General features: G+C 69.9%; 20 protein-coding genes. 13 read left to right on the top strand and 7 right to left on the bottom strand.

The features are described 5' to 3' along the window. Nucleotides 1-77 precede the first annotated feature (77 nt). The 7 genes from ndk to ON33_RS18575 all read left to right on the top strand — a co-directional run bounded on the left by ndk (nt 78) and on the right by ON33_RS18575 (nt 9102). Entirely contained in the window at nt 78-494 is a 417-nt protein-coding gene (ndk, locus tag ON33_RS18605) for a nucleoside-diphosphate kinase (RefSeq protein ID WP_040860193.1), read from the top strand. Between the two features lie 561 nt (nt 495-1055). Continuing rightward, nucleotides 1056-4340, top strand: a complete 3285-nt coding sequence (locus ON33_RS18600; RefSeq protein WP_040860192.1) for a translation initiation factor IF-2 N-terminal domain-containing protein — start codon at nt 1056-1058, stop codon at nt 4338-4340. Between the two features lie 337 nt (nt 4341-4677). Beyond that, nucleotides 4678-4989 (top strand): 50S ribosomal protein L21, encoded by a 312-nt coding sequence (gene rplU / locus ON33_RS18595; RefSeq protein WP_030512746.1) that lies wholly within the window; start codon nt 4678-4680, stop codon nt 4987-4989. Between the two features lie 41 nt (nt 4990-5030). After that, the gene (gene rpmA / locus ON33_RS18590; protein WP_040806195.1) at nt 5031-5297 is read left to right on the top strand and encodes a 50S ribosomal protein L27; all 267 of its coding nucleotides are present in this window, start codon (nt 5031-5033) and stop codon (nt 5295-5297) included. Between the two features lie 231 nt (nt 5298-5528). Then, nucleotides 5529-6983, top strand: a complete 1455-nt coding sequence (obgE, locus tag ON33_RS18585; RefSeq protein ID WP_040860191.1) for a GTPase ObgE — start codon at nt 5529-5531, stop codon at nt 6981-6983. A 181-nt stretch (nt 6984-7164) separates the two neighbouring features. Continuing rightward, nucleotides 7165-8244 (top strand): glutamate 5-kinase, encoded by a 1080-nt coding sequence (proB, locus tag ON33_RS18580; RefSeq protein WP_040860575.1) that lies wholly within the window; start codon nt 7165-7167, stop codon nt 8242-8244. Nucleotides 8245-8604: 360 nt separating this feature from the next. After that, nucleotides 8605-9102, top strand: a complete 498-nt coding sequence (locus ON33_RS18575) for a DUF4254 domain-containing protein (RefSeq protein WP_245550581.1) — start codon at nt 8605-8607, stop codon at nt 9100-9102. A gap of 87 nt (nt 9103-9189) precedes the next feature. On the opposite strand, the gene ON33_RS18570 is transcribed toward ON33_RS18575, so the two are convergent. Further along, complete coding sequence (locus ON33_RS18570; protein WP_040860190.1) at nt 9190-10290, bottom strand: methyltransferase; 1101 nt, start codon at nt 10288-10290, stop codon at nt 9190-9192. Between the two features lie 111 nt (nt 10291-10401). Beyond that, nucleotides 10402-11244 (bottom strand): SDR family oxidoreductase, encoded by an 843-nt coding sequence (locus ON33_RS18565; protein ID WP_040860189.1) that lies wholly within the window; start codon nt 11242-11244, stop codon nt 10402-10404. A 112-nt stretch (nt 11245-11356) separates the two neighbouring features. Here ON33_RS18565 and ON33_RS18560 point away from each other — a divergent pair, with 112 nt between their 5' ends. After that, nucleotides 11357-11860, top strand: a complete 504-nt coding sequence (locus tag ON33_RS18560; RefSeq protein WP_040860188.1) for a MarR family winged helix-turn-helix transcriptional regulator — start codon at nt 11357-11359, stop codon at nt 11858-11860. 26 nt (nt 11861-11886) lie between these two features. Here the strand turns inward: ON33_RS18560 and ON33_RS18555 are convergent, their stop codons facing one another. From ON33_RS18555 to ON33_RS43430, 3 genes are all read right to left on the bottom strand, one after another. Further along, complete coding sequence (locus ON33_RS18555; RefSeq protein WP_083869128.1) at nt 11887-14109, bottom strand: RecQ family ATP-dependent DNA helicase; 2223 nt, start codon at nt 14107-14109, stop codon at nt 11887-11889. Nucleotides 14110-14223: 114 nt separating this feature from the next. Next, nucleotides 14224-14529: a TetR-like C-terminal domain-containing protein gene (locus tag ON33_RS43435; protein WP_281033226.1), complete on the bottom strand. Its 306-nt coding sequence runs from the start codon at nt 14527-14529 to the stop codon at nt 14224-14226. A 50-nt stretch (nt 14530-14579) separates the two neighbouring features. Then, entirely contained in the window at nt 14580-14705 is a 126-nt protein-coding gene (locus tag ON33_RS43430; RefSeq protein ID WP_245550611.1) for a TetR family transcriptional regulator, read from the bottom strand. On the opposite strand from ON33_RS43430, the gene ON33_RS18545 reads away from it, so the two are divergent. Both ON33_RS18545 and ON33_RS18540 read left to right on the top strand, forming a co-directional pair. Further along, nucleotides 14652-15191 carry an MBL fold metallo-hydrolase gene (locus ON33_RS18545; RefSeq protein WP_051152439.1) on the top strand — a complete coding sequence of 180 codons (540 nt, stop codon included), beginning with the start codon at nt 14652-14654 and terminating at the stop codon, nt 15189-15191. The genes ON33_RS43430 and ON33_RS18545 overlap by 54 nt on opposite strands. Nucleotides 15192-15309: 118 nt before the next feature. Then, on the top strand, nt 15310-15789 hold the full coding sequence (locus ON33_RS18540; protein ID WP_040860186.1) for a hypothetical protein: 480 nt from the start codon (nt 15310-15312) through the stop codon (nt 15787-15789). Between the two features lie 5 nt (nt 15790-15794). On the opposite strand, the gene ON33_RS18535 is transcribed toward ON33_RS18540, so the two are convergent. Together ON33_RS18535 and ON33_RS18530 are read right to left on the bottom strand one after the other, a co-directional pair. Continuing rightward, entirely contained in the window at nt 15795-17018 is a 1224-nt protein-coding gene (locus ON33_RS18535) for an RtcB family protein (RefSeq protein ID WP_040860185.1), read from the bottom strand. Nucleotides 17019-17420: 402 nt separating this feature from the next. Further along, nucleotides 17421-17978, bottom strand: coding sequence for a TetR/AcrR family transcriptional regulator (locus tag ON33_RS18530; RefSeq protein WP_040860184.1), 558 nt, complete (start codon nt 17976-17978; stop codon nt 17421-17423). Nucleotides 17979-18062: 84 nt separating this feature from the next. Between ON33_RS18530 and ON33_RS38335 the strand changes: the two genes are divergently transcribed. The 3 genes from ON33_RS38335 to ON33_RS18515 all read left to right on the top strand — a co-directional run bounded on the left by ON33_RS38335 (nt 18063) and on the right by ON33_RS18515 (nt 19442). Continuing rightward, nucleotides 18063-18494, top strand: coding sequence for a nuclear transport factor 2 family protein (locus tag ON33_RS38335; protein ID WP_157184594.1), 432 nt, complete (start codon nt 18063-18065; stop codon nt 18492-18494). Between the two features lie 85 nt (nt 18495-18579). Then, nucleotides 18580-19077 (top strand): MarR family winged helix-turn-helix transcriptional regulator, encoded by a 498-nt coding sequence (locus ON33_RS18520; protein ID WP_040860183.1) that lies wholly within the window; start codon nt 18580-18582, stop codon nt 19075-19077. Then, a complete protein-coding gene (locus ON33_RS18515; protein ID WP_040860182.1) occupies nt 19074-19442 on the top strand; it encodes a DUF5313 family protein in 369 nt (122 codons plus the stop codon). Before ON33_RS18520 ends, ON33_RS18515 begins: the two co-directional genes overlap by 4 nt. Nucleotides 19443-19453 lie beyond the last annotated feature (11 nt).

The raw sequence follows: 19453 nt of genomic DNA, 5'->3' as shown, positions 1-19453 counted from the left end.
GAGACTTCGGGGCGTAGCCGACGAGTTACCCCGGACCTCGCGAAATCAGTCGTCGCCAAGCCAGTAGGCTGTGCGCCGTGACTGAGCAGACGTTGGTACTCATCAAGCCCGACGGCGTTGCCCGCGGCCTCATCGGGGAGATCATCACCCGGATCGAGCGCAAGGGTCTGAAGATCGCGGCCCTCAAGCTGGTGAACGTCTCCGAGGAGCTGGCCGCCCAGCACTACGCCGAGCACGCCGAGCGTCCGTTCTTCGGCTCCCTTATCGAATTCATCACCTCCGGACCGGTCGTCGCGGCCGTCCTCGAGGGTGAGCGCGCCATCCCCGCCTTCCGCCAGATCGCCGGCGGCACCGACCCGGTCGAGAAGGCCGTCCCCGGCAGCATCCGCGGCGACTTCGCCCTCGAAACCCAGTACAACCTCGTGCACGGCTCCGACGCGCCCGAGTCCGCCAAGCGCGAAATCTCGCTCTGGTTCCCCGAATTCGCGCTCTGAACTGTCGCGGGGGCATCGCCCCCGCACCCCGATGAAAGGGCCGAGGGCCGAGGTCCCGGACCCCGAAGACAGAGGTTGCCGCCCGCCCCTGCGCCCCGGAAGGGCGGCGCGGGGCGGGCGGCCCCCGATCGCACACCGGTCGGCTGCGGCGCGGTCCGCGTGAGACTCGCGAGGCCCGCTCCGGGCCGCGCGGGCACGACGCCCCGGCGTGGTGTGGGATACTGGCTCTGGAAGTGACCGACGCCGGCCGTTTGCGGCCGGAGGCGTTCACCTTCCATTGACACCGCGGAGCGACGGACGATCATCGCTGCCGCCGACGGCTTCCAAGACTCGGCCGCCGGGCAGGCACGCTGGATGAACGCTCGTGACGCGGAGTCGAGCCAAACCAACCAGGCGCCACGTGACCTGTTAGCCCGAACGACGAGATACCGGTGATAACGGGCCACGCGACGCGAAGACTTACGATCTCGCGCCCACGGGCGTGAGGCCAACAAGACAGTGCCCCCGCGTCGGCCGCGTCACTCCTCGGAGGAACGCGCCCGGGGGCCCCGAGGAGATTTCGTGGCCGATCAAGAGCCGCTGGAAGCATCGCAGAGCAACGGTGAAGGGGAGGGCGCTCAGAACACCCCGGCTGCCGAACAATTGCCGGAACGGATCCGAGTGCACGCACTGGCGAAGCTGCTGGGCACCACCAGCAAACGAATTCTGGCCCACCTGACCGAGATGGGCGCGCAGGCGCGAAGCCCGCAATCGAGTCTGGACCGCACCGTAGCCGAAACCGTCCGCGACGCCTTCGGCCCGCGTGACGTCGAGGCCCCCGAACCGGTCGCCGCCCCCGCACCGATCGCCGAGTCGACCGTCGAGGCGGCCCTCGTCGCCGGTGACGACCGGGCCGCCGACGAACTCGCGGCGGAGGAGGTCGAGGCCGCGAAGCAGGCCGGCGAGACCGCCGTGGATTCCGAGGCGGCCCCGCAGACCACCCTGTTCGCCAGCCCGTTCCAGCGCGAGCCGCTGATCGACGAGCCGGTCCAGTACCAGCCGCCCGCCATGATCGCCGCGCCGCTGTTCCAGGCGCCGGATGCCGCGGCCGCCGAGGAGGCCCGCCGGCAGCGCCGCGCCGAGCGCGCCGGCCGCAAGGCCCGCGCCGAGGACCGGCTCCACCCCTCTGCGCCTGCCGCCGAGGAGCAGGAGCTCGAGGCCAAGGCCGCCGCCATCACGGCCGTCGCCGAGGAAGCCGCGTCCGAGGACACCGAGGACGAGGGTGACTGGGACGGCGACCAGGATCGCGATCAGCGCGGTGAGGGCACCTCGCGGCGTCGCCGCCGGGGTCGCCGGGGCCGCGGCCGGGGTCGCGGAGAGCAGCACGGCGACAACGAGACCGATGAGGACGGCGACGAGCAGCCCGAGGGCGAGGCCGACGAGTCGGCCGAATCCGCGGACGCCGACGCCGCCGAGGAGGACGACGAGGGCGCGTTCGTGCCCGAGGGCTCGAGCAGCCGTCGCCGCCGTCGCCGTCGCCGCCGCAAGGGCGGGGACGACAACGAGCCCGAGGCCGCCGAAGACGATCCGCCGAACACCGTCGTGCACGAGCGCGAGCCGCGCAGCAAGCGCCGCGCCGCCGCGCAACTGGACGAAGTGCAGGGCATCAGCGGTTCGACCCGCCTGGAGGCCAAGCGCCAGCGCCGCCGCGATGGTCGCGAGGCCGGTCGCCGGCGTCCGCCCATCCTGACCGAGTCGGAGTTCCTGGCCCGCCGCGAAGCGGTGGACCGGGTGATGGTGGTGCGCGAGAAGCACTTCCCCGAACACCCCGCCTCCACCACTCAGGTCGCGGTTCTCGAGGACAACATCCTGGTCGAGCACTTCGTGACCTCGACGGGTTCCGCGTCGATGGTCGGCAATGTGTACCTGGGCAAGGTGCAGAACGTGCTGCCCTCGATGGAGGCGGCGTTCGTCGACATCGGCCGCGGCCGCAACGGCGTGCTGTACGCGGGTGAGGTGAACTGGGAGGCCGCCGGTCTGGGCGGCAAGGAGCGCAAGATCGAGCAGGCGCTGCGGCCCGGTGACACCGTGCTGGTGCAGGTCTCGAAGGATCCGGTGGGCCACAAGGGCGCCCGCCTGACCACGCAGATCAGCCTGGCCGGTCGCTTCCTGGTGTACGTGCCGGGCGGTACCTCGACCGGCATCTCCCGCAAGCTGCCCGACACCGAGCGCAAGCGTCTCAAGGAGATCCTGCGCGACATCGTGCCGCAGGACGCGGGCGTCATCATCCGCACCGCGTCGGAGGGCGTCGCCGAGGCCGAGCTGGCCCGCGACGTGGAACGGCTGCAGGCGACCTGGCGCACCATCGAGGCGCAGTCCAAGAACGGCTCCGGCGCGCCGAAGACCCTCTACGAAGAGCCGGACCTGCTGGTCAAGGTGGTCCGCGACCTGTTCAACGAGGACTTCTCGAAGCTGGTCATCGAGGGTGAGCGCGCCTGGACCACGGTCGAGAACTATGTCCGCACGGTCGCCCCGGACATGCTGAACCGGGTCGAGCGCTTCGACAACAACGGTGTCGACGTGTTCGGCAGCCTGCGCATCGACGAGCAGCTGGCCAAGGCGCTCGACCGCAAGGTGTGGCTGCCCTCGGGCGGCACCCTGGTGATCGACCGCACCGAGGCCATGACCGTCATCGACGTCAACACCGGCAAGTTCACCGGGTCGGGCGGGTCGAATCTCGAAGAGACCGTGACCCGCAACAACCTGGAGGCGGCCGAGGAGATCGTGCGCCAGATGCGGCTGCGCGATATCGGCGGCATGATCGTCGTCGACTTCATCGACATGGTCCTGGAGTCGAACCGGGACCTGGTGCTGCGCCGCCTGACCGAGGCGCTGGGCCGGGACCGCACCCGTCACCAGGTTTCCGAGGTCACCTCGCTGGGCCTGGTCCAGATGACCCGCAAGAAGCTGGGCACCGGCCTGGTCGAGGCGTTCTCGACCACCTGCGAGACCTGCCACGGCCGCGGCATTCTGGTGCACAACTACCCGGTGGAGGCGTCGGCTCCGGCCGGCGACGGCGGTGACGGCGCGGGTCGTCGTGAGGGTTCGCGCCGGCGTCGCAAGGACCGCAACGCGGCCGCCGCCGAGGCTCCGGCCGTCGAGCCGGTGGCCGAGGAGAAGGTCGACAAGTACGACAAGCACGAGAAGCACGAGGAGCAGGCCGAGAAGGCCGCGGCCAAGCGCGCGCACCCGGTCGCGATGGCCATGGCCGCGCACGCGGCCGAGGAAGCCACGCACGCCGCGGACGTGGATGGCGTCGTGGCCGCCGAGGCCGCGAATGCGGTGCTGGCCGAGGGTGATTCGGCGAGTGTGGCCGATGTCGCGGCCGCCGAGTCCGTCATCGTGCGCGAGGCCGGGAACGCTGCGGCCGAGACGGCCCTGGCCGAGCGTGCGGTGGCCGAGGCCGAGGCCCGGACCGCCGCGCCGGCCGGCCGGACCGAGCCTGCTCCGGTCGGCAATGGCACCGCCGCGAAGGCCGCCGACCAGTCGGCCGCCGTCGACGGCCCGACCGCGGCTGCCGAGGCCGCGGTGCTGGTGGACGAGGCCCAGGCTGCGTCCGGTGTGCAGACCGCTGTCGCCGATGCCGCTCCGTCCGGTCGTCGTCCCGCCCGTCGCCGGGTGGCCCGCACGGCCTCGGCTCCGGCCGCGGACAGTCGGGGTGCGGTGTTCGTGCTCTCGAGCGCGGATCAGTCGGACAAGCCGGGCTTCAACCTGGACGACCTGGCTCCGGCAGCGGTGCCGCCGCGGGCTCGCCCGCGTCGCCGGGCCGCGGGCCGTCCCGCGGGTGCGCCGGAGGGCGAGAACTAGCCCTCGCATCAGCAGGCCGTGGCCCCGCCGAATTCCGGCGGGGCCACGGCCTTTTCGGGGCGTGACGAACGCTCTGCGGTGGTGGGTGGCGGCCCAGTTTGGAGGGGGTCGGCCGTGTCCTGTAGTCTTGGTCAGTCGCTGCCCCCTGCGACGGCACTCTGTTGTGATTAGTGCTGTGAGTGGGTCCGGTTCGGTTCGGTAGAACCAAAGGCCCGAGGCGGCGGTGAAAACCACCAGACCAGTCTGCGGCGGTTTCCGGTGCGAACCGGGCGACCGGCCGTGTGAGCAGAGTGCCGAGCACCTCGCGCACTTGAAGAGAAAGAAGGGCAGCCGACCGATGGCAACGTACGCGATCGTCAAGACCGGCGGAAAGCAGTACAAGGTCGCGGTCGGTGACCTGGTGAAGGTCGAGAAGATCGAGGGTGAGCCGGGCACTGCGGTGTCGCTGTCGCCGGTGCTGGTCGTTGACGGCGCCGAGCTGACCACCGATGCTGACAAGCTGGCGAAGGTTTCCGTGTCCGCCGAGGTCGTCGAACAGACCAAGGGCCCGAAGATCCGCATCCACAAGTTCAAGAACAAGACCGGCTACCACAAGCGTCAGGGCCACCGTCAGAAGCTGACGGTCCTGAAGGTCACCGGCATCAAGTAATCCGACTTGGGGTTCGTCACCCCGGCACGAGGAGTTCTGAAATGGCACATAAGAAGGGTGCATCCAGCTCGCGCAACGGTCGCGATTCGAATGCCCAGCGGCTCGGTGTGAAGCGCTTCGGCGGTCAGACCGTCAAGGCCGGCGAGATCCTGGTTCGCCAGCGCGGCACGCACTTCCACCCCGGCGTCAACGTTGGCCGTGGCGGCGACGACACGCTGTTCGCTCTCGAGGCGGGCGCGGTGCAGTTCGGCACCAAGCGTGGTCGCAAGACCGTCAACATCGTGGTTCCGGAGCCGGTGAACGCCTGACCGGCGCACCGGAGTTCTCTCCACACACTTCCGAAGCGGGTCAGGGTTACGAATACCCTGGCCCGCTTTGCTGTTTGCAACAATGCGGTTGAGCTCGCAGGGTTGGATCAACCGCCCGAAGTTCGCGGCCCGTCTCGTTCTGGACTGACGTAGCGGGGGAGCGGAGGAGGGAAGAACGAGACCAATAGGGCCGCGAACCCGTCGGAGCGAGGCGGAGACAGAAGGTACAGCATGTCCAAATTCATCGACCGTGTTGTTTTGCACGTTCGCGCGGGCAAGGGTGGGCACGGGTGTGCCTCGGTGCGGCGTGAGAAGTTCATGCCCCTGGGTGGCCCGGACGGCGGCAATGGCGGCAATGGCGGGGATGTGATCCTCGAGGTCGACCCGAATGTCCACACCCTGCTGGATTTCCATTTCCATCCGCATGCCAAGGGCGGCAACGGCAAACCCGGTGAGGGTGGTAACCGCAATGGCAAGCAGGGCGAGGGGCTGCTGCTGAAGGTGCCGGACGGCACCGTCGTCATGAGCACCGACGGGGAGATTCTGGCCGACCTGATCGGGGCGGGTTCGACATACGTGGCGGCGCAGGGCGGTCGCGGCGGGCTGGGCAATGCCGCGCTGGTGTCCAAGTCGCGCAAGGCGCCCGGTTTCGCGCTGCTCGGCGAGGACGGTCAGGAGCGCGATCTGGTGCTCGAGCTGAAGTCGGTGGCGGATGTGGGCCTGGTGGGCTTCCCGTCGGCCGGCAAGTCGTCGCTGGTGTCGGTGCTGTCGGCGGCGAAGCCGAAGATCGCGGACTACCCGTTCACCACGCTGGTGCCGAATCTCGGTGTGGTGCAGTCGGGTGACACCACCTTCACCGTGGCCGATGTGCCCGGTCTGATCCCGGGCGCGAGCGATGGCCGCGGCCTGGGCCTGGATTTCCTGCGGCATCTGGAGCGGTGCGCGGTGCTGGCCCATGTGGTGGACTGCGCGACCCTGGAGCCGGGCCGTGACCCGGTGTCGGATGTGGACGCGCTGGAGGCCGAGCTGGCCGCGTACCAGCCAGCGCTGGTGGGTGACGCCGGTCTGGGCGATCTGGCGGATCGCCCGCGCGTGGTCATCCTGAACAAGGCCGATATCCCGGATGCCGACGAGCTGGCCGAGTTCGTGCTGCCGGAGTTCGAGAAGCGTGGCTGGCCGGTGTTCAAGATCTCGGCGGTGAGCCGGGAAGGCTTGCGGCCGTTGACCTTCGCGCTCGCCGAGATGGTCGCCGAGTATCGGCAGGCCCATCCGAAGGCGGAGCCGAAGCGGCAGATCATCCGTCCGGTCGCCAAGGGCGACAGCGGTTTCCGGGTTATCCAGGATCCCGAGGTCGAGGGCGGCTTCATCGTCATCGGCGAGCGGCCCGAGCGGTGGGTGCACCAGACCCAGTTCGACAATGACGAGGCGGTGGGCTACCTGGCCGACCGGCTGGCCCGCCTGGGTGTCGAGGACGAGCTGGTCAAACTGGGCGCCGAGCCGGGCGCGTCGGTCACCATCGCGGATTACTGCTTCGATTGGGAGCCTTCCATTTCCGCGGGCGTGGAGACCTTGATGACCCGCCGCGGTGTGGACCCGCGGCTGGATCAGACCGAACGTATCGGCGCCGCCGAGCGCAAGCACGCCTCGCGCGTGCGCCGCGGCCTGGTGACCGAGGACGACGAGTAATACAGTGCCGCAGGGCCGTTCGCGACGAAGCGGGCGGCCGGTGCGGGTGAACGACGGATTCGGGTGCGACGGCGCTGCGGCGCCGCGGGCGAATTGAGGTGTGGTGCAAGTGGGTTCGTTCGGCACTGAAACGACGGAGCTCCCTGCTGAACCCGGCGAGCTCAGTGCGGCGCGCGAGGCGATCGCGTCGGCGCGCAGTGTCGTGGTGAAGATCGGCTCGTCGGCGCTGACCTCCCTGGAGGGCGGCCTCGACACCGGGCGGCTGGACCGGCTGGCCGATGCGGTCGAGGCCCGCATGCGCGCGGGATCGGATCTGGTGGTGGTGTCCTCGGGCGCCATCGGCGCGGGCATGGCGCCGCTCGGATTGTCCAAGCGCCCAAGGGATCTCGCCACCAAGCAGGCCGCCGCGAGTGTCGGGCAGCTGGCGCTGGCGCACGCCTGGGGCACCTCCTTCGCGCGCTACGATCGGGTCGTCGGCCAGGTGCTGTTGAGCGCGGGTGACTTCGGCCGCCGCGAGCCGCACCGCAATGCCCAGCGCACGCTCGACCGCCTGCGTTCGCTGCACGCCATCGCGGTGGTCAACGAGAACGACACGGTCGCAACGGAAGAGATTCGGTTCGGCGACAATGACCGGCTGGCCGCGCTGGTGGCCCATCTGGTCGGCGCGGATGCCCTGATCCTGTTGTCGGATGTCGACGGCCTCTACGACGGCGATCCCCGCAAGGGTTCGGCGAACTTCATTCCCGAGGTGCGCGGCAGCGCCGATCTGGACGGCGTCATCGCCGGATCCGGTGGGGCGCTGGGCACCGGCGGCATGGCCTCCAAGCTGTCGGCCGCGCGCCTGGCCGCCGATGCGGGTGTGCCGGTGCTGCTGGCAGCGGCGTCGGATGCGGCGGCGGCGCTGTCGGGGGCGACCGTGGGCACCGCGTTCGCCGCGCGCCCGGTGCGGCTTTCGGCCCGCAAGTTCTGGGTTCGGCACGCCGCGGACGCCCGGGGCGCGGTGCATCTGGACGCGGGCGCTGTCGCGGCGGTCTCGGAGCGGCGTCACTCGCTGCTGGCGGCGGGCATCACCGCGGTGTCGGGGCATTTCTACGCCGGTGACGTAATCGATCTGATCGCGCCCGACGGCCGGCTCGTCGCCCGGGGTGTGGCCGCGTACGACAGTGACGAGCTGGAGACCATGAAGGGCCGTTCCACCACCGCGCTGCCCGACAGCATGCAGCGTCCGGTCGTCCACGCCGACGATCTGGTGAAGGTCTAGGCGCGGACCTGAAGGGTCCGATGTCACCGACCTGGTGAAGGTCTGGTTTCGCGCGTGCCACGCGATGGCGAAAAGCCGGTTACGGGCGAATTGCTTTGGGGGAGAGGCGAAGTAACGGCACGAACCGGTCGGTTGGTCGCGCCGGTGAGGGGCAGGGGGAGGGCGGGGGAAGGGCAGTGGGCGGGACGCGCCTTGGGTTCATGCTGGAGGAGCACCCGGTGCCGCATCGAGATGTGCCCTTCGCCGATAGCGGTTGCCCGGATCCGGCGCGGTCCGCCCTTGCCGCGCCGGGCTCGCGGTCCGGTGGCCGCCCGCGGCTCCGGGTGCGCCCGCACCGCCCGTGGAGGTAGGTATATGTATGTGCCGCAACCTGATAGCACACAGCTGTGGCGGGCGAGCGGCCGTGACACGACTTTCGAGGAGAGGTTCGCCGAACGCCCACTGCTGCCCGATTGGCATGAACTGCTGGCCGCGTTCTGCGGCCACATCGGTGATCAGCCCGAGGACCATGCGGTCACCCGCTGGGCCCGGGCGCTGGCCGAACTGCACCTGCAGCGGCGGGAGCGGCCCGGCGACGCGGGCGGGATCGACGAGCTACGCGCTCAACTGGTCTCGTTCATCGACGAGTGGGTGACTGGCCGGGCGCTGCCGAGGGGTGCAGCGCGGGCCGAGTCGCTCGGGGCCGTGGTGGATGCCATGGCGGCTGCCCATGTGCGCGCCGTGCATCTGCTCCGAACGGCCGAGAACGTTTCGGACGAACAAGTACACGCCGCCTGGTTCCTGCTGGCGCAGATGGCGGACGGCTGGACCGATCGGGCCGCAGGGGTTGTCGGCCCGAGAATCCGCCGCTCCGCCTGACCCGCTGGTGCGACAACGGAATCCGGGCGGCGGGAGGCCCGCGCTGGGCGTGTGGATTGTGCCGCACACGCCCCGCGGGCGTCTCACTCACCAGGCGGGGTGCGCCTCGATCACGCAGTCGGGGGCGGCGGTCGCGGTCACCCCGGTGAGTACGAATCCACTGCGGGAGAGCAGGTTTCCGAATTCGGTCTGGGTGCGTTCCCGGCCGCCGGGGGTCTGGATCAGCATCTCCAGGTCGATGATCTTGCCCGGGTGGGGCCGGTGGTGTTGCGGCAGGACCATTTCGATGATGAGCAGGCGCGCCTCGGTGTCCATGGCATCGCGGACGGTGCGCAGGATGCGTTCGGCATCCGCGTCCGACCAGTCGTGCACGATGTGTTTGAGCAGGTAGGCGTCAGCGCCCTTGGGAACCGAGTCGAAGAAGTTGCCCGGCTCGAAGGTCAGCCGTCCGGTCAGGCCCGGCCGGCGGAACTCCTCCTCCAGGCCCTTCTGCACGCGAGGCAGGTCGAAGACGGTGCCGCGCATGGAGGGATGGCGCTGCAGGATATCGATGAGTAGGCTGCCGCGCCCGCCGCCGACATCCACGATCGAGCCGAACCGGCCGAAGTCGAAGGCGGCCTGCAGCGGATCGTTGGACAGACTGCTGACGCTGGTCATGGCGCGGTCGAAGACTTCCCCGGCCTCGGGGTGCTGCTCGGCGAATTCGAAGAACTCCATGCCTTCCAGTTCGGGCCACAGTGATCCGCCGGACCGGACCGAGCCGCTGAGGTGCGTCCAGTGTTTGCGATGCAGATCGGCGCCGAAGAACAAGAGCAGATCCCGCAGCGAGACCGGCGCGTCCGAACGCAGCGCCTGCGAGATGCCGGTCAGCTCGTACGCGCCGTCGCGGCGCTGCGCGAACACGCCCGCACTGATCAGCAGGCGCATGAGCCGCCGTAGCGCGTCCTCGTCGGCGCCGACCGCCGTTGCGAGCTCGGCCGGCAGTCTGGGGCCCTCGGCCAGCGCGTCGGCGATGCCCAGCTCGGCCGCTGCGCAGGTGGCCTGACTGAGATATCCGGCCGTGGCCAGTTCCAGGAGCGCGATGTGCCCGGGAACTATTCGTCGATGCAGGGCGTACAGGCCGTCGCGGAGCCAGGTGATGGCACGCAGGATCGGCAGGGGTGGAGCCTTGGGTGGTGCGGACGCCATGATGAACTCCCCAGGATCGTTCGGCGACTGCGGGATTTGCCTGAGCCTACGCGCTGCGTCCCTGGTGGACAGCGCTTTCCGCGACGACCGGCGCCGTCGGCGTGGCGCGGGTCAGGGCGTGGTGAAGGCGGCCGCGTTCTCGCGCGCCCACTGGGCGAAGGTGCGCGCCGGGACGCCCAGCAGGGTCTCGGTGGTGTCGCGCGGGGTTTCGGGCTGCTCCGTGGTGAGCGCCCAGATCGTCAGCAGGGCGTCGACGATATACGGCGGCATGGTCTGTGTCAGCTGGGTTCGCGCCTCCTCGGGGGTGATGGTGACGATCGGGATCTCGCGGCCGACGGCCTCCGAGAGCGCGGCGATCTGCGCGCGGAAGCTGATCGCCTCGGGACCGGTGAGACCGACTGTGCGGCCGCGCAATTCGGGGCCGGTGAGGGCGGCGACGGCGATGTCGGCGATGTCCCGCGGGTGGATCATGGCCAGGGCCGCGTCGGGGTAGGGGTGCTCGATGGGCTGCCCGGCCGCGACGGCCGCGATCCAGCCGAAGGCATTGCTGTCGAAGCCGCCCGGTCGCAGGACGGTGGCGGCGAGAGTCGAAGCGGTGAGCGCCTTTTCGACGGCCAGATGGCTCGCGCCGATCGGGTTGGAGGCGGCGTCGGGGGAGTCGACCGCCGAGGACGACAGCAGCACGACGTGCTCGACTCCGGCCTGCTCGGCGGCCTTCACGAAGGTGTCCGCGGTGCCGGGGTCGGCGTAGAGGAAGACCTGGCGCACGTCTTTCAGTGCGGCGGTGAGGCTTTCGGGATCGTCGCCGCGCAGTGTGACGGCCTCGATCCCGGCGGGGAGGTCGAGGGCGGACGGGTCCTTGCTGGCCGCGCGGACGGGCAGGCCCCGGGCGTGCAGGGTGGTGAGGACGGCGCGGCCGATCTGGCCGCGGGCGCCGGTGACGAGGACGGTCATGGCGAACTCCGATCGAGTGAGAATCCATGCAGATGGACAAATGCATGCTGTCATGCACACATTTGCGAGTCAACACATATGTTCCGGATTGCATGCAAGATACGATGTGCCCATGACGCAGGACGACCGCACCCCCGACGAGCTGCTCGATGCCATCGGCCCGGCATTCGGCAAGCTCCGGCGCGGTGTCCTGCAGGAGGTCGAAAACCCCATCACCACCAAGGATTCGACCCGCGCCCTGCTGCTGGGCATGGTGCTGGGCTGCCCCGGGGCCCCGCAGGTCCCCGGGCAGGATCCGTCGGAGATGACGGTCGGCGGCATCGCCGCGGGCATGTGCGTCGATCCCTCGGTGGCCAGTCGCATGGTCACCGACAGCATCAAGGCCGGCTACCTGCGGCGTGTTCCCTCCCAGCTGGATGGCCGCCGTGCGGTCCTGGAGCTGAGCGAGCAGGGCATGGAATTCATGCACAACTTCCGCCGCCGGCAGCGGGCCGCCTACGAATACATCACCGCCGCATGGTCCGAACAGGACCGCCTCGAATTCGCTCGCCTCATGCTCCGCTACGTGGATGCCATCGACGACCTCAAGAACCGCCGGCCCGCGCCGGACGCCTGAGTCGCGTTACCGGCCGAACGCGGCGTTCAGGACGGGGTGGCCAGCGCGAAGGGAAGGACGGCCGCGGCGCCCGCGGCGCGCAGGGTGCGGGCGGCCATGGTGAAGGTCCAGCCGGTGTCGGTCAGGGCGTCGACCAGCAGGATGCGCTCCGCCTCCCGGCGCTCGCCGGCGACCGTGCTGAGATCGGGTGTCTCCCAGGCATTGTGGAGGGCCGCGACCCGGTGCGCCGAGTTGACGGCCGAGATCGGCGGGAGGTCGGGGCGTAGGTGCAGGACGCCGAGGTCGCGGAGGCGGCCGATCTCGGCGAGGCGGGCGGCCAGCGAGCGGGTCAGGGTCGGGCGAGGGCCCGAGCCGAGAGCCATCACGGCGGTGGGGCGCTGGGCCCAGTTCCATTCGCGCAGCACGATGGTGCAGGCGCGGAAGACCTCGTCGGGGACCGCGGCGTCGGGGCCGTCGAGGAGGGGGCGCAGGCGCTGGCCCCAGCCGAGATCGCTGAGGCGGCCCAGCACGCGGCCGGTCTCGGGGCCGTCGGAGATCTTGCCGGACAGGGGGATTCCGAGTTTGGCCAGACCCGTGGGCCATTGCTTGCGGGGTGCGAGGTCGATGCCGGGGCGGTCCAGGCGGGTGCGGATCTCGGCCAGGTCGGTGGCGTCGACGGCGGTGTCCGGGCGGGTGCCGGTGCAGTTGTCGCAGCGGCCGCAGCGGGCGTCCGGCGCCAGCCCGGGATCGTCGAGTTGCCTGCGCAGGAACGTCATCCGGCACTCGGCGGTCGACTCGTAGTCGATCATGGCCTGCTGTTCGGTCTCGCGGGCCACGCTGAGCCGCTCGTAGCGTTCGGTGTCGTAGGCCCAGGGCTGACCGGTGCCCAGCCAGCCGCCGCGCACCCGGCGCACCGCACCGTCCACATCGAGGACCTTGAGGACCATCTCGAGGCGGGAGCGGTTGAGTTCCACCAATGGTTCCAGGGCGGCGGTGGACAGCGGCCGTTCGGTGTCGAGGGCGGCGAGCACGGAGCGCACGATGTGCTCGCGCGGGAAGGCCACGGACGCGAAGTAGCTCCAGATCTGGCGGTCCTCGTGGCCGGGCAGCAGCACCACCTCGGCCCGTTCGGTGCCGCGACCGGCGCGGCCCACCTGCTGGTAGTAGGAGATGGGAGAGGAGGGCGCGCCCAGGTGCACCACGAACCCGAGATCCGGTTTGTCGAAACCCATTCCGAGCGCCGAGGTGGCGATGAGCGCCTTCACCTCGTTGTTCAGCAGCGCCGCCTCGAGCGCCTCGCGTTCGGTGGGATCGGTCTGGCCGGTGTAGGCGGCGACGTGGTGCCCGTGTGAGTTCAGGACGTCGGCGAGATCGTGGGCGGCGGCCACGGTGAGCGTGTACACGATGCCGGAGCCGGGCAGTTCGTGCAGCCGCCGGCTGAGCCACGCCGTGCGCTGGACCGCGTCGGGGATGCGCACGACCGACAGGTGCAGTGACTCCCGGTCGAGGCTGCCGCGCAATACCAGTGTGTCCGTACCGATCTGGGTCGCCACATCGGTCACCACCCGGTCATTGGCGGTGGCCGTGGTGGCCAGCACCGGCACCGCGGATCCGAGATCGGCGATGAGCGTCCGGATGCGCCGGTAGTCCGGCCGGAAGTCGTGACCCCAGTCGGATACGCAGTGCGCCTCGTCGATCACCACGAGTCCCGCGTCGGCGGCCAGCTTGGGCAGTACCGAATCGCGGAAGTCCGGATTGTTCAAGCGTTCCGGGCTGACCAGCAGCACGTCGACATCCCCGGCCGCCACTCGTGCGTGGATCTCGTCCCACTCGGTGACATTGCCCGAATTGATCGTCGCCGCAACGACTCCCGCGCGCTCGGCCGCAGCGACCTGGTTGCGCATCAGGGCCAGCAGCGGCGACACGATCACCGTCGGCCCCCGCCCCTGCGCCCGCAGCAGCTTCGCGGAAATGAAGTACACCGCGGACTTGCCCCACCCGGTCCGCTGCACCACCAGCGCTCGCCGCCGCTGCACCACCAGCGCCTCGATCGCGACCCACTGATCCTCCCGCAGCCGCGCCCGCGGCCCGGCCAGCTCCCGCAGCAGTGACTCGGCGTCCTGCCGCAGGCCGCTCGCGCGAGCCGGCTCCGAGGCCGCCGCGTGAACGTCGGTGGTATCGGGTGACGGCCGGGACGTGCCGGTCGCCGCCGGGGCCGAAGGGTCGGTGCCGGGCGAGGTGGCGGGGTCGGTCGAGGTCACGCGCTCCATCGTGCCCCACCGCACCGACACCACCTGCCCGCCGCCCGGATTTCCGGCCGACTTCGCACCCCCTCGCACGCCGCCCGCGCGGGCGACCTGCGTTGTCGCCGGGTCGGGCCCCGATCAGCGCCCGGCGGCCAGGTGGGCGTCGACCAGGGTGTCGACCAGGCGGTCGAGGGGGAGCCAGGGGAAGCTGGGGCGGTCCTGGCGGAGGGTGATGAGGCCGTGCATGCCCGCCCAGAGACATTGAGCGGTCGCCTCGGGGTCCGGGCTCCCGGCGGCGGCCGCGGTGTCGACGAGGAGTTGGGCGGTCGGCAGGCCCGGGAGCTGCCCCGCGGTGGGCTCCCACCCCGGAGTTCCGGCGGTGCCGAAGAGCACACGATAGTGGCCGGGATTGGCGATGCCGTAGTCGACGAAGGCATGACACAGGGCCGAAAGGCGTTCGGCGGCCGCCGTTTCGGGGAGCGGGGCGAGGGCTGTCAGCAGCGCCTCGCGGAGCTCGCCGAAGCGGAGCGGTACACGGCCGTCAGCAGCTCCCGTTTGTCGGCGAATTGCAGGTAGACGCTCTGCGGGGCGACTCCGGCGGCGCGGGCGACGGCGCGCAGGGACAGCGCTTCCTGGCCGTCGAGATCTTCGAGCTCGCGCCCTGGCAGCGCACCCATCTCGGCCCGGTCGAGGTCACGGCCGCCCCGGCAAGCCACGGTATTCCGGAGTTGACGTTCGTGCTGCGCGCCGACGGTCACAGTGTCTTCTTCGGCGCGGACACCCTGCGCATCGCCGAACTGGACGAAATCGCCCGGCGCTTCCCGGAATTGGATCTGGCCCTGCTCCCGGTCAACGGCCTGCGTATCCGCCCGGCCCTGAACAAGCAGGTGGTGATGGACGCGGTCGAGGCCGCCGATCTGACCCGGACCCTGCGCCCGCGCGTGGCCGTCCCGATCCACTACGCCTTCTCCAGCGGCCCCCTGGGTGACCGCGTCATGACCAAGGGGGACCGGGAGGCCGCCGAGCACTTCCGTGCCGCCGCAGCCGATCTCGCCCCGGAGCCAATCGTGCAAATACTCCCAACCGGACACGCTTTCGCCCTGTAAAACACTGCTGAACAGCGCCTTGATTGCGGACCGGTCAAGATCGCGCGGAATCCCGTGCCCGGACGCACAATAGGGTTCCGGGCACGAAGGGCGTCCGGGGGTGCGCAGGGAGACGCAGATGCCGGAGAAGTTTCCGTCGCCCGCGGGGTGGTCTCCGCCGGGAGCAGAGTTTCGCAGTAGTGGCGGTGTTTCGCGGACGGTGTCCGGCGCGCTGATGGGGTTGATCCTGACCCCCGTCGGCATTGCCCTCGCCGCTCGCGGCGCGGCCGGGACCAGGCAGTGGACGATCCTCGGCGACTTCGCCGACCGGGTCGGCTCCACCTTCGAGATTCTCGCGGCGGCGGTAGTGTTCCTGCTGGTGGCGGCCCTGGCCGCCTACTCGCCGGCGGGCACCATCATCGCCGGTCTGGTGTGGGGGGTGCTGCCCGGGATCATCCATTTCATCTTCCCGGACGACACCTTCCGCCTGATCGGCGATCTGCCGGTGTCCGACGACATGCACATCGCGCTGTTCCAGTGGCTGCAAACGGGATTCCCGCTCATCGTGGGCATCCTGCTGGTGGGTGCGGGTGCGGCGGCGACCTTCCGTCGCCGCTGACCGGCTCACCCCTTCACACACAGCACCTGCCGCAGCGTGGCGACGATATCGACCAGGTCCGACTGGGCCGCGATGACCTGGTCGATGTCCTTGTAGGCCGCGGGGATCTCGTCGATCACCCCGGCGTCCTTGCGGGACTCCACGCCCTCGGTCTGCGCGACCAGGTCGGCCACGGTGAACTGCCGCTTGGCCGCATTGCGGCTCATCCGGCGTCCCGCGCCGTGTGACGCGGACTGGAACGAGGCCGGATTTCCCTTGCCCCGCACCACATACGAGCGGGTGCCCATCGATCCCGGGATCAGCGCCAGATCGCCCGCGCCGGCGCGCACCGCGCCCTTGCGGGTGACCAGCATAGGCATCCCGTCGATGACCTCCTCGGCCACGTAGTTGTGGTGGCACGAGATGGGTTCGTCGAATCGCAGGTCCTGACCGTCGAATTCGTCGCGCACGGCCTTGCAGACCAGGGCGAGCATGACGGCCCGGTTGCGCGCCGCGTACTCCTGCGCCCAGGTCAGGTCGCGTCGGTAAGCGTCCATTTCCGGTGTCCCGGAAAGGAATACCGCCAGGTCGCGGTCCGGCAGATCCACATTGTGCGGCAGTGTGCGAGCCACGGCCATGTGCCGCTCGGCGAGTTCCTTGCCGATATTGCGGCTTCCGGAGTGCAGCAGGATCCACACGCGCTGCTCGGTGTCGAGGCAGACCTCTACGAAGTGGTTGCCGCCGCCCAGGGTGCCCATCTGCTTGTGCGCCTTGGACTCCCGCGCGTGCACGCCCGAATCCAGCGCATCGAAGCCCTTCCAGAAGCGCTCCCACCCCGCCCGCAGCGTGGTGCCCGCGGCACGCTGCCCGAAGACCTGCGCGTTCAACCGGTTCACATTGACCGGGTCGTCGTGCGCCGCGAAGCCGACCGGCACCGCCGCCTCGATCCGCGACCGCAGCGAGTGCAGGTTGTCGGGCAGGTCGGCCGCGGTCAGCGAGGTGAGCACGGCCTCCATCCCGCAGCCGATGTCCACGCCGACCGCCGCGGGCGCGACCGCGTCCTTCATGGCGATGACCGAGCCGACCGTCGCCCCCTTGCCCAGATGCACGTCCGGCATGACCCGCACCCCGTACACCCATTCCAGTTGCGCGATATTGCGCAGCTGCTGCAGCGCGGCCGGTTCGACCTCGTGCTCGTGGGCCCACATGAGTGTCTGCGCCCGAGTACCGCGCAGCTCGACGGGAAACATGGGACTTTCCTTCCTGTTGACTGCCGTCCACGGTAGGTCCACTTCCCATCCGGGTGCACCGCATTTATCCGGCGGTCTCCGTGATCGATGTCCTTGAATCGACGTCCGCTCAGGCCTGAAGGCCGGTGATTCCTACCAGCGCCGGCCCGGGCGCTCTTGGCGGGTTCCTGTTTCACTGGGACTCGCTTTCCGCTGGACGGAATGACCTACGGTCCCTGCACGGGCGTTCAGCCACTCCGCCCGTCCGGCGCGGCGTGAATGTTCTCGGCGGCGTTCATATCCCGATCGTGGAATGCGCTTTGCGAAGTTCCGGCCGTACCGCTGGGCCGTGTCCTGCAGCAGGCGGAGGAAGATGGCCCACCCGGCGTCGTGAACCGACTTCGCCAACCGGGTCCCGGCGGGTCAGTGGGTCGCGCGCAATCCGTCGGCGATGACGGCGAAGGTGCGTTCGCGCAGTCCCGGGGTCGCGCCCGTGTCGTGGGCGGCGAGGAAGATGCCCTTGATCATGGTGAGCAGATCGCCGACGCTGATGTCGGGGCGGACCGCGCCCGCCTGCTGGGCGCGGGTGAGCAGCGTCCCGAGCGCCGCTTCGAGGTCGCGTGAGGTCGTGCGCGGGTATTCGCCGCCGTTGGCGCGCAGCGCGTCCGCGAGGTCGCGCTTGACGCCGCCCTGCAGAACGAGTTTCTCCAGGAATTCGAAGAAGGCCGTCCCGGCATCGTCGGCGCTGGTCAGTGCGCGGGCATGGGCGGTGATCTTCTCGACCTGATCCAGGATGGCGGCTTCGAAAAGCGCTTCCTTGGTGGGGAAATGGCGGTACACGGTGCCCGCGCCGACGCCGGCCCGCCGGGCGATCTCGTCGAGGGGTACCGAAAGTCCTTCGGCGGCAAAGGCTTCCTGGGCGGCGGCCAGCACCCGCTCGCGATTGCGGCGCGCGTCGGCGCGCAGGGGTCGATCCGTCACTCCGACAGCCTACCCATCCATTGACAAGCGGGGCGAGCGCCCCGAATATTAACCGGGTCCAACGTTCCGTTTTTGGAGGCAGTCGTGTCCACTTCCGTCGAAACCCCCCGTGACCTTGTCGAACAGCTGTTTCAGAGCCTGCCCTCGCGCGATGCCGAGCGCTTCATCGCGCGGTTCGATCCGGAGGCCGTGTTCGAGATCCCGTTCCCGATCCCCGGCGAGCCCACCCGGATCGAAGGGCGGGAGGCGATCCGGGAGTACTTGGCGTCCCGGTGGTCCGGCATGCCGAGCCTGGAGCTGCACGGCATCCGGCCGGTCGTTCACGAGACCGCCGATCCGGAGCTCTTCATCACCGAGGTTGATATCGACATCACCCGCCCCGGGCAGTCGCGGGCCTGGGTCCGCAGCTCCGTCAATGTGATTCGCGTGCAGAACGGCCTGGTCACGCTCTTTCGCGACTACATGGACACCGGCCGGATCCTGACCATGCGGCAGGCGATGCAGGCCGAGGTGTGACCCCTATTACCCATCCGGTCGTCGACTAACAGTTAGTGCATTAACTATTATTGCGCTAACCAAGACGAGCGAGGAGGGCTGAGCGGTGGAGGTGGAGTTGGAGGTCGACGACCCGCTGCGGCTGGACCGGCAGGTGTGTTTCGCGCTGGCGGTGGCCAATCGGGCGGTGCTGGCGGTGTATCGGCCGCTGCTCGAGCCCATGGGTCTGACTCACCCCCAGTATCTGGTGATGCTGGCGCTGTGGGGTGAGGCGCCGATGTCGGTCAAGGACATCGGTGAGGCCATCCAACTCGACTCGCCCACGCTCTCGCCACTGCTGAAGCGGCTGGAGACCGCGGGGCTCATCACCCGCCGCCGTGACGCCCACGACGAACGCAACCTGGTGGTGGATCTGACCGAGGCCGGGCGGGAACTGCGCAACGAGGCGGAGAACATCCCGCCGGCGGTGGTGGCGCGGCTGGGGGTGAGTCTCGCGGATCTCGAGGAGCTGCGTGATGTCCTCAATCGGGTGAACGCGGCGGCGCGGCGGTCGGTCACGGCAGACGGCGAGCAGGCCGGATCGAAGAAGGGAAACCGGAAATGAAGCGCCCCAACCCTGTTCAGTGGCTCGGTTACTCGTGGGGGCGCGTGCTGCCCGAGGAGCTGCACGAGTGGGTGCGCAACGATCTGACCGGATCGTGGGCGGTGCCGCGGCACATCGTGCGGCAGCTGGTGCCGCTGGTCCCGTTGTTCGCGCTGGCGTTCCTGCTCCCGGGCGAGCTGTGGCTGCGGCTGGCGGTGGTCGCGCTGGGCCTGCTGCTGGCGCTGTTCTACATCGTGGCCTATATGCCGATGAACCGGGCGCACCGGCTGGTGAAGCACGGGTTCCCGGCGGATCTGGAGAGTCCGGCCCGCGCTGCCCGCCGGGCCGCCGAGCGCGCGGCCTACGAGGCTCAGTACCCGCACTGAGCCTCGGCGCG

This window comes from Nocardia niigatensis NBRC 100131 (assembly GCF_000308655.1).
Lineage (GTDB): Bacteria > Actinomycetota > Actinomycetes > Mycobacteriales > Mycobacteriaceae > Nocardia > Nocardia niigatensis.
This window is presented reverse-complemented; position numbering and strand designations above follow the sequence as displayed.

What these genes read in the sequence shown, in the direction of transcription:
- ON33_RS18535 (WP_040860185.1), bottom strand. Translation starts at nt 17,018, where the DNA reads ATGTTTCCCGTCGAGCTGCGCGGTACTCGGGCGCAGACACTCATGTGG.
- ON33_RS18555 (WP_083869128.1), bottom strand. Translation starts at nt 14,109, where the DNA reads ATGGAGCGCGTGACCTCGACCGACCCCGCCACCTCGCCCGGCACCGAC.
- ON33_RS18560 (WP_040860188.1), top strand. Translation starts at nt 11,357, where the DNA reads ATGACGCAGGACGACCGCACCCCCGACGAGCTGCTCGATGCCATCGGC.
- ON33_RS18515 (WP_040860182.1), top strand. Translation starts at nt 19,074, where the DNA reads ATGAAGCGCCCCAACCCTGTTCAGTGGCTCGGTTACTCGTGGGGGCGC.
- ON33_RS18565 (WP_040860189.1), bottom strand. Translation starts at nt 11,244, where the DNA reads ATGACCGTCCTCGTCACCGGCGCCCGCGGCCAGATCGGCCGCGCCGTC.
- obgE (WP_040860191.1), top strand. Translation starts at nt 5,529, where the DNA reads ATGTCCAAATTCATCGACCGTGTTGTTTTGCACGTTCGCGCGGGCAAG.
- rplU (WP_030512746.1), top strand. Translation starts at nt 4,678, where the DNA reads ATGGCAACGTACGCGATCGTCAAGACCGGCGGAAAGCAGTACAAGGTC.
- ON33_RS18570 (WP_040860190.1), bottom strand. Translation starts at nt 10,290, where the DNA reads ATGGCGTCCGCACCACCCAAGGCTCCACCCCTGCCGATCCTGCGTGCC.
- ON33_RS18540 (WP_040860186.1), top strand. Translation starts at nt 15,310, where the DNA reads ATGCCGGAGAAGTTTCCGTCGCCCGCGGGGTGGTCTCCGCCGGGAGCA.
- rpmA (WP_040806195.1), top strand. Translation starts at nt 5,031, where the DNA reads ATGGCACATAAGAAGGGTGCATCCAGCTCGCGCAACGGTCGCGATTCG.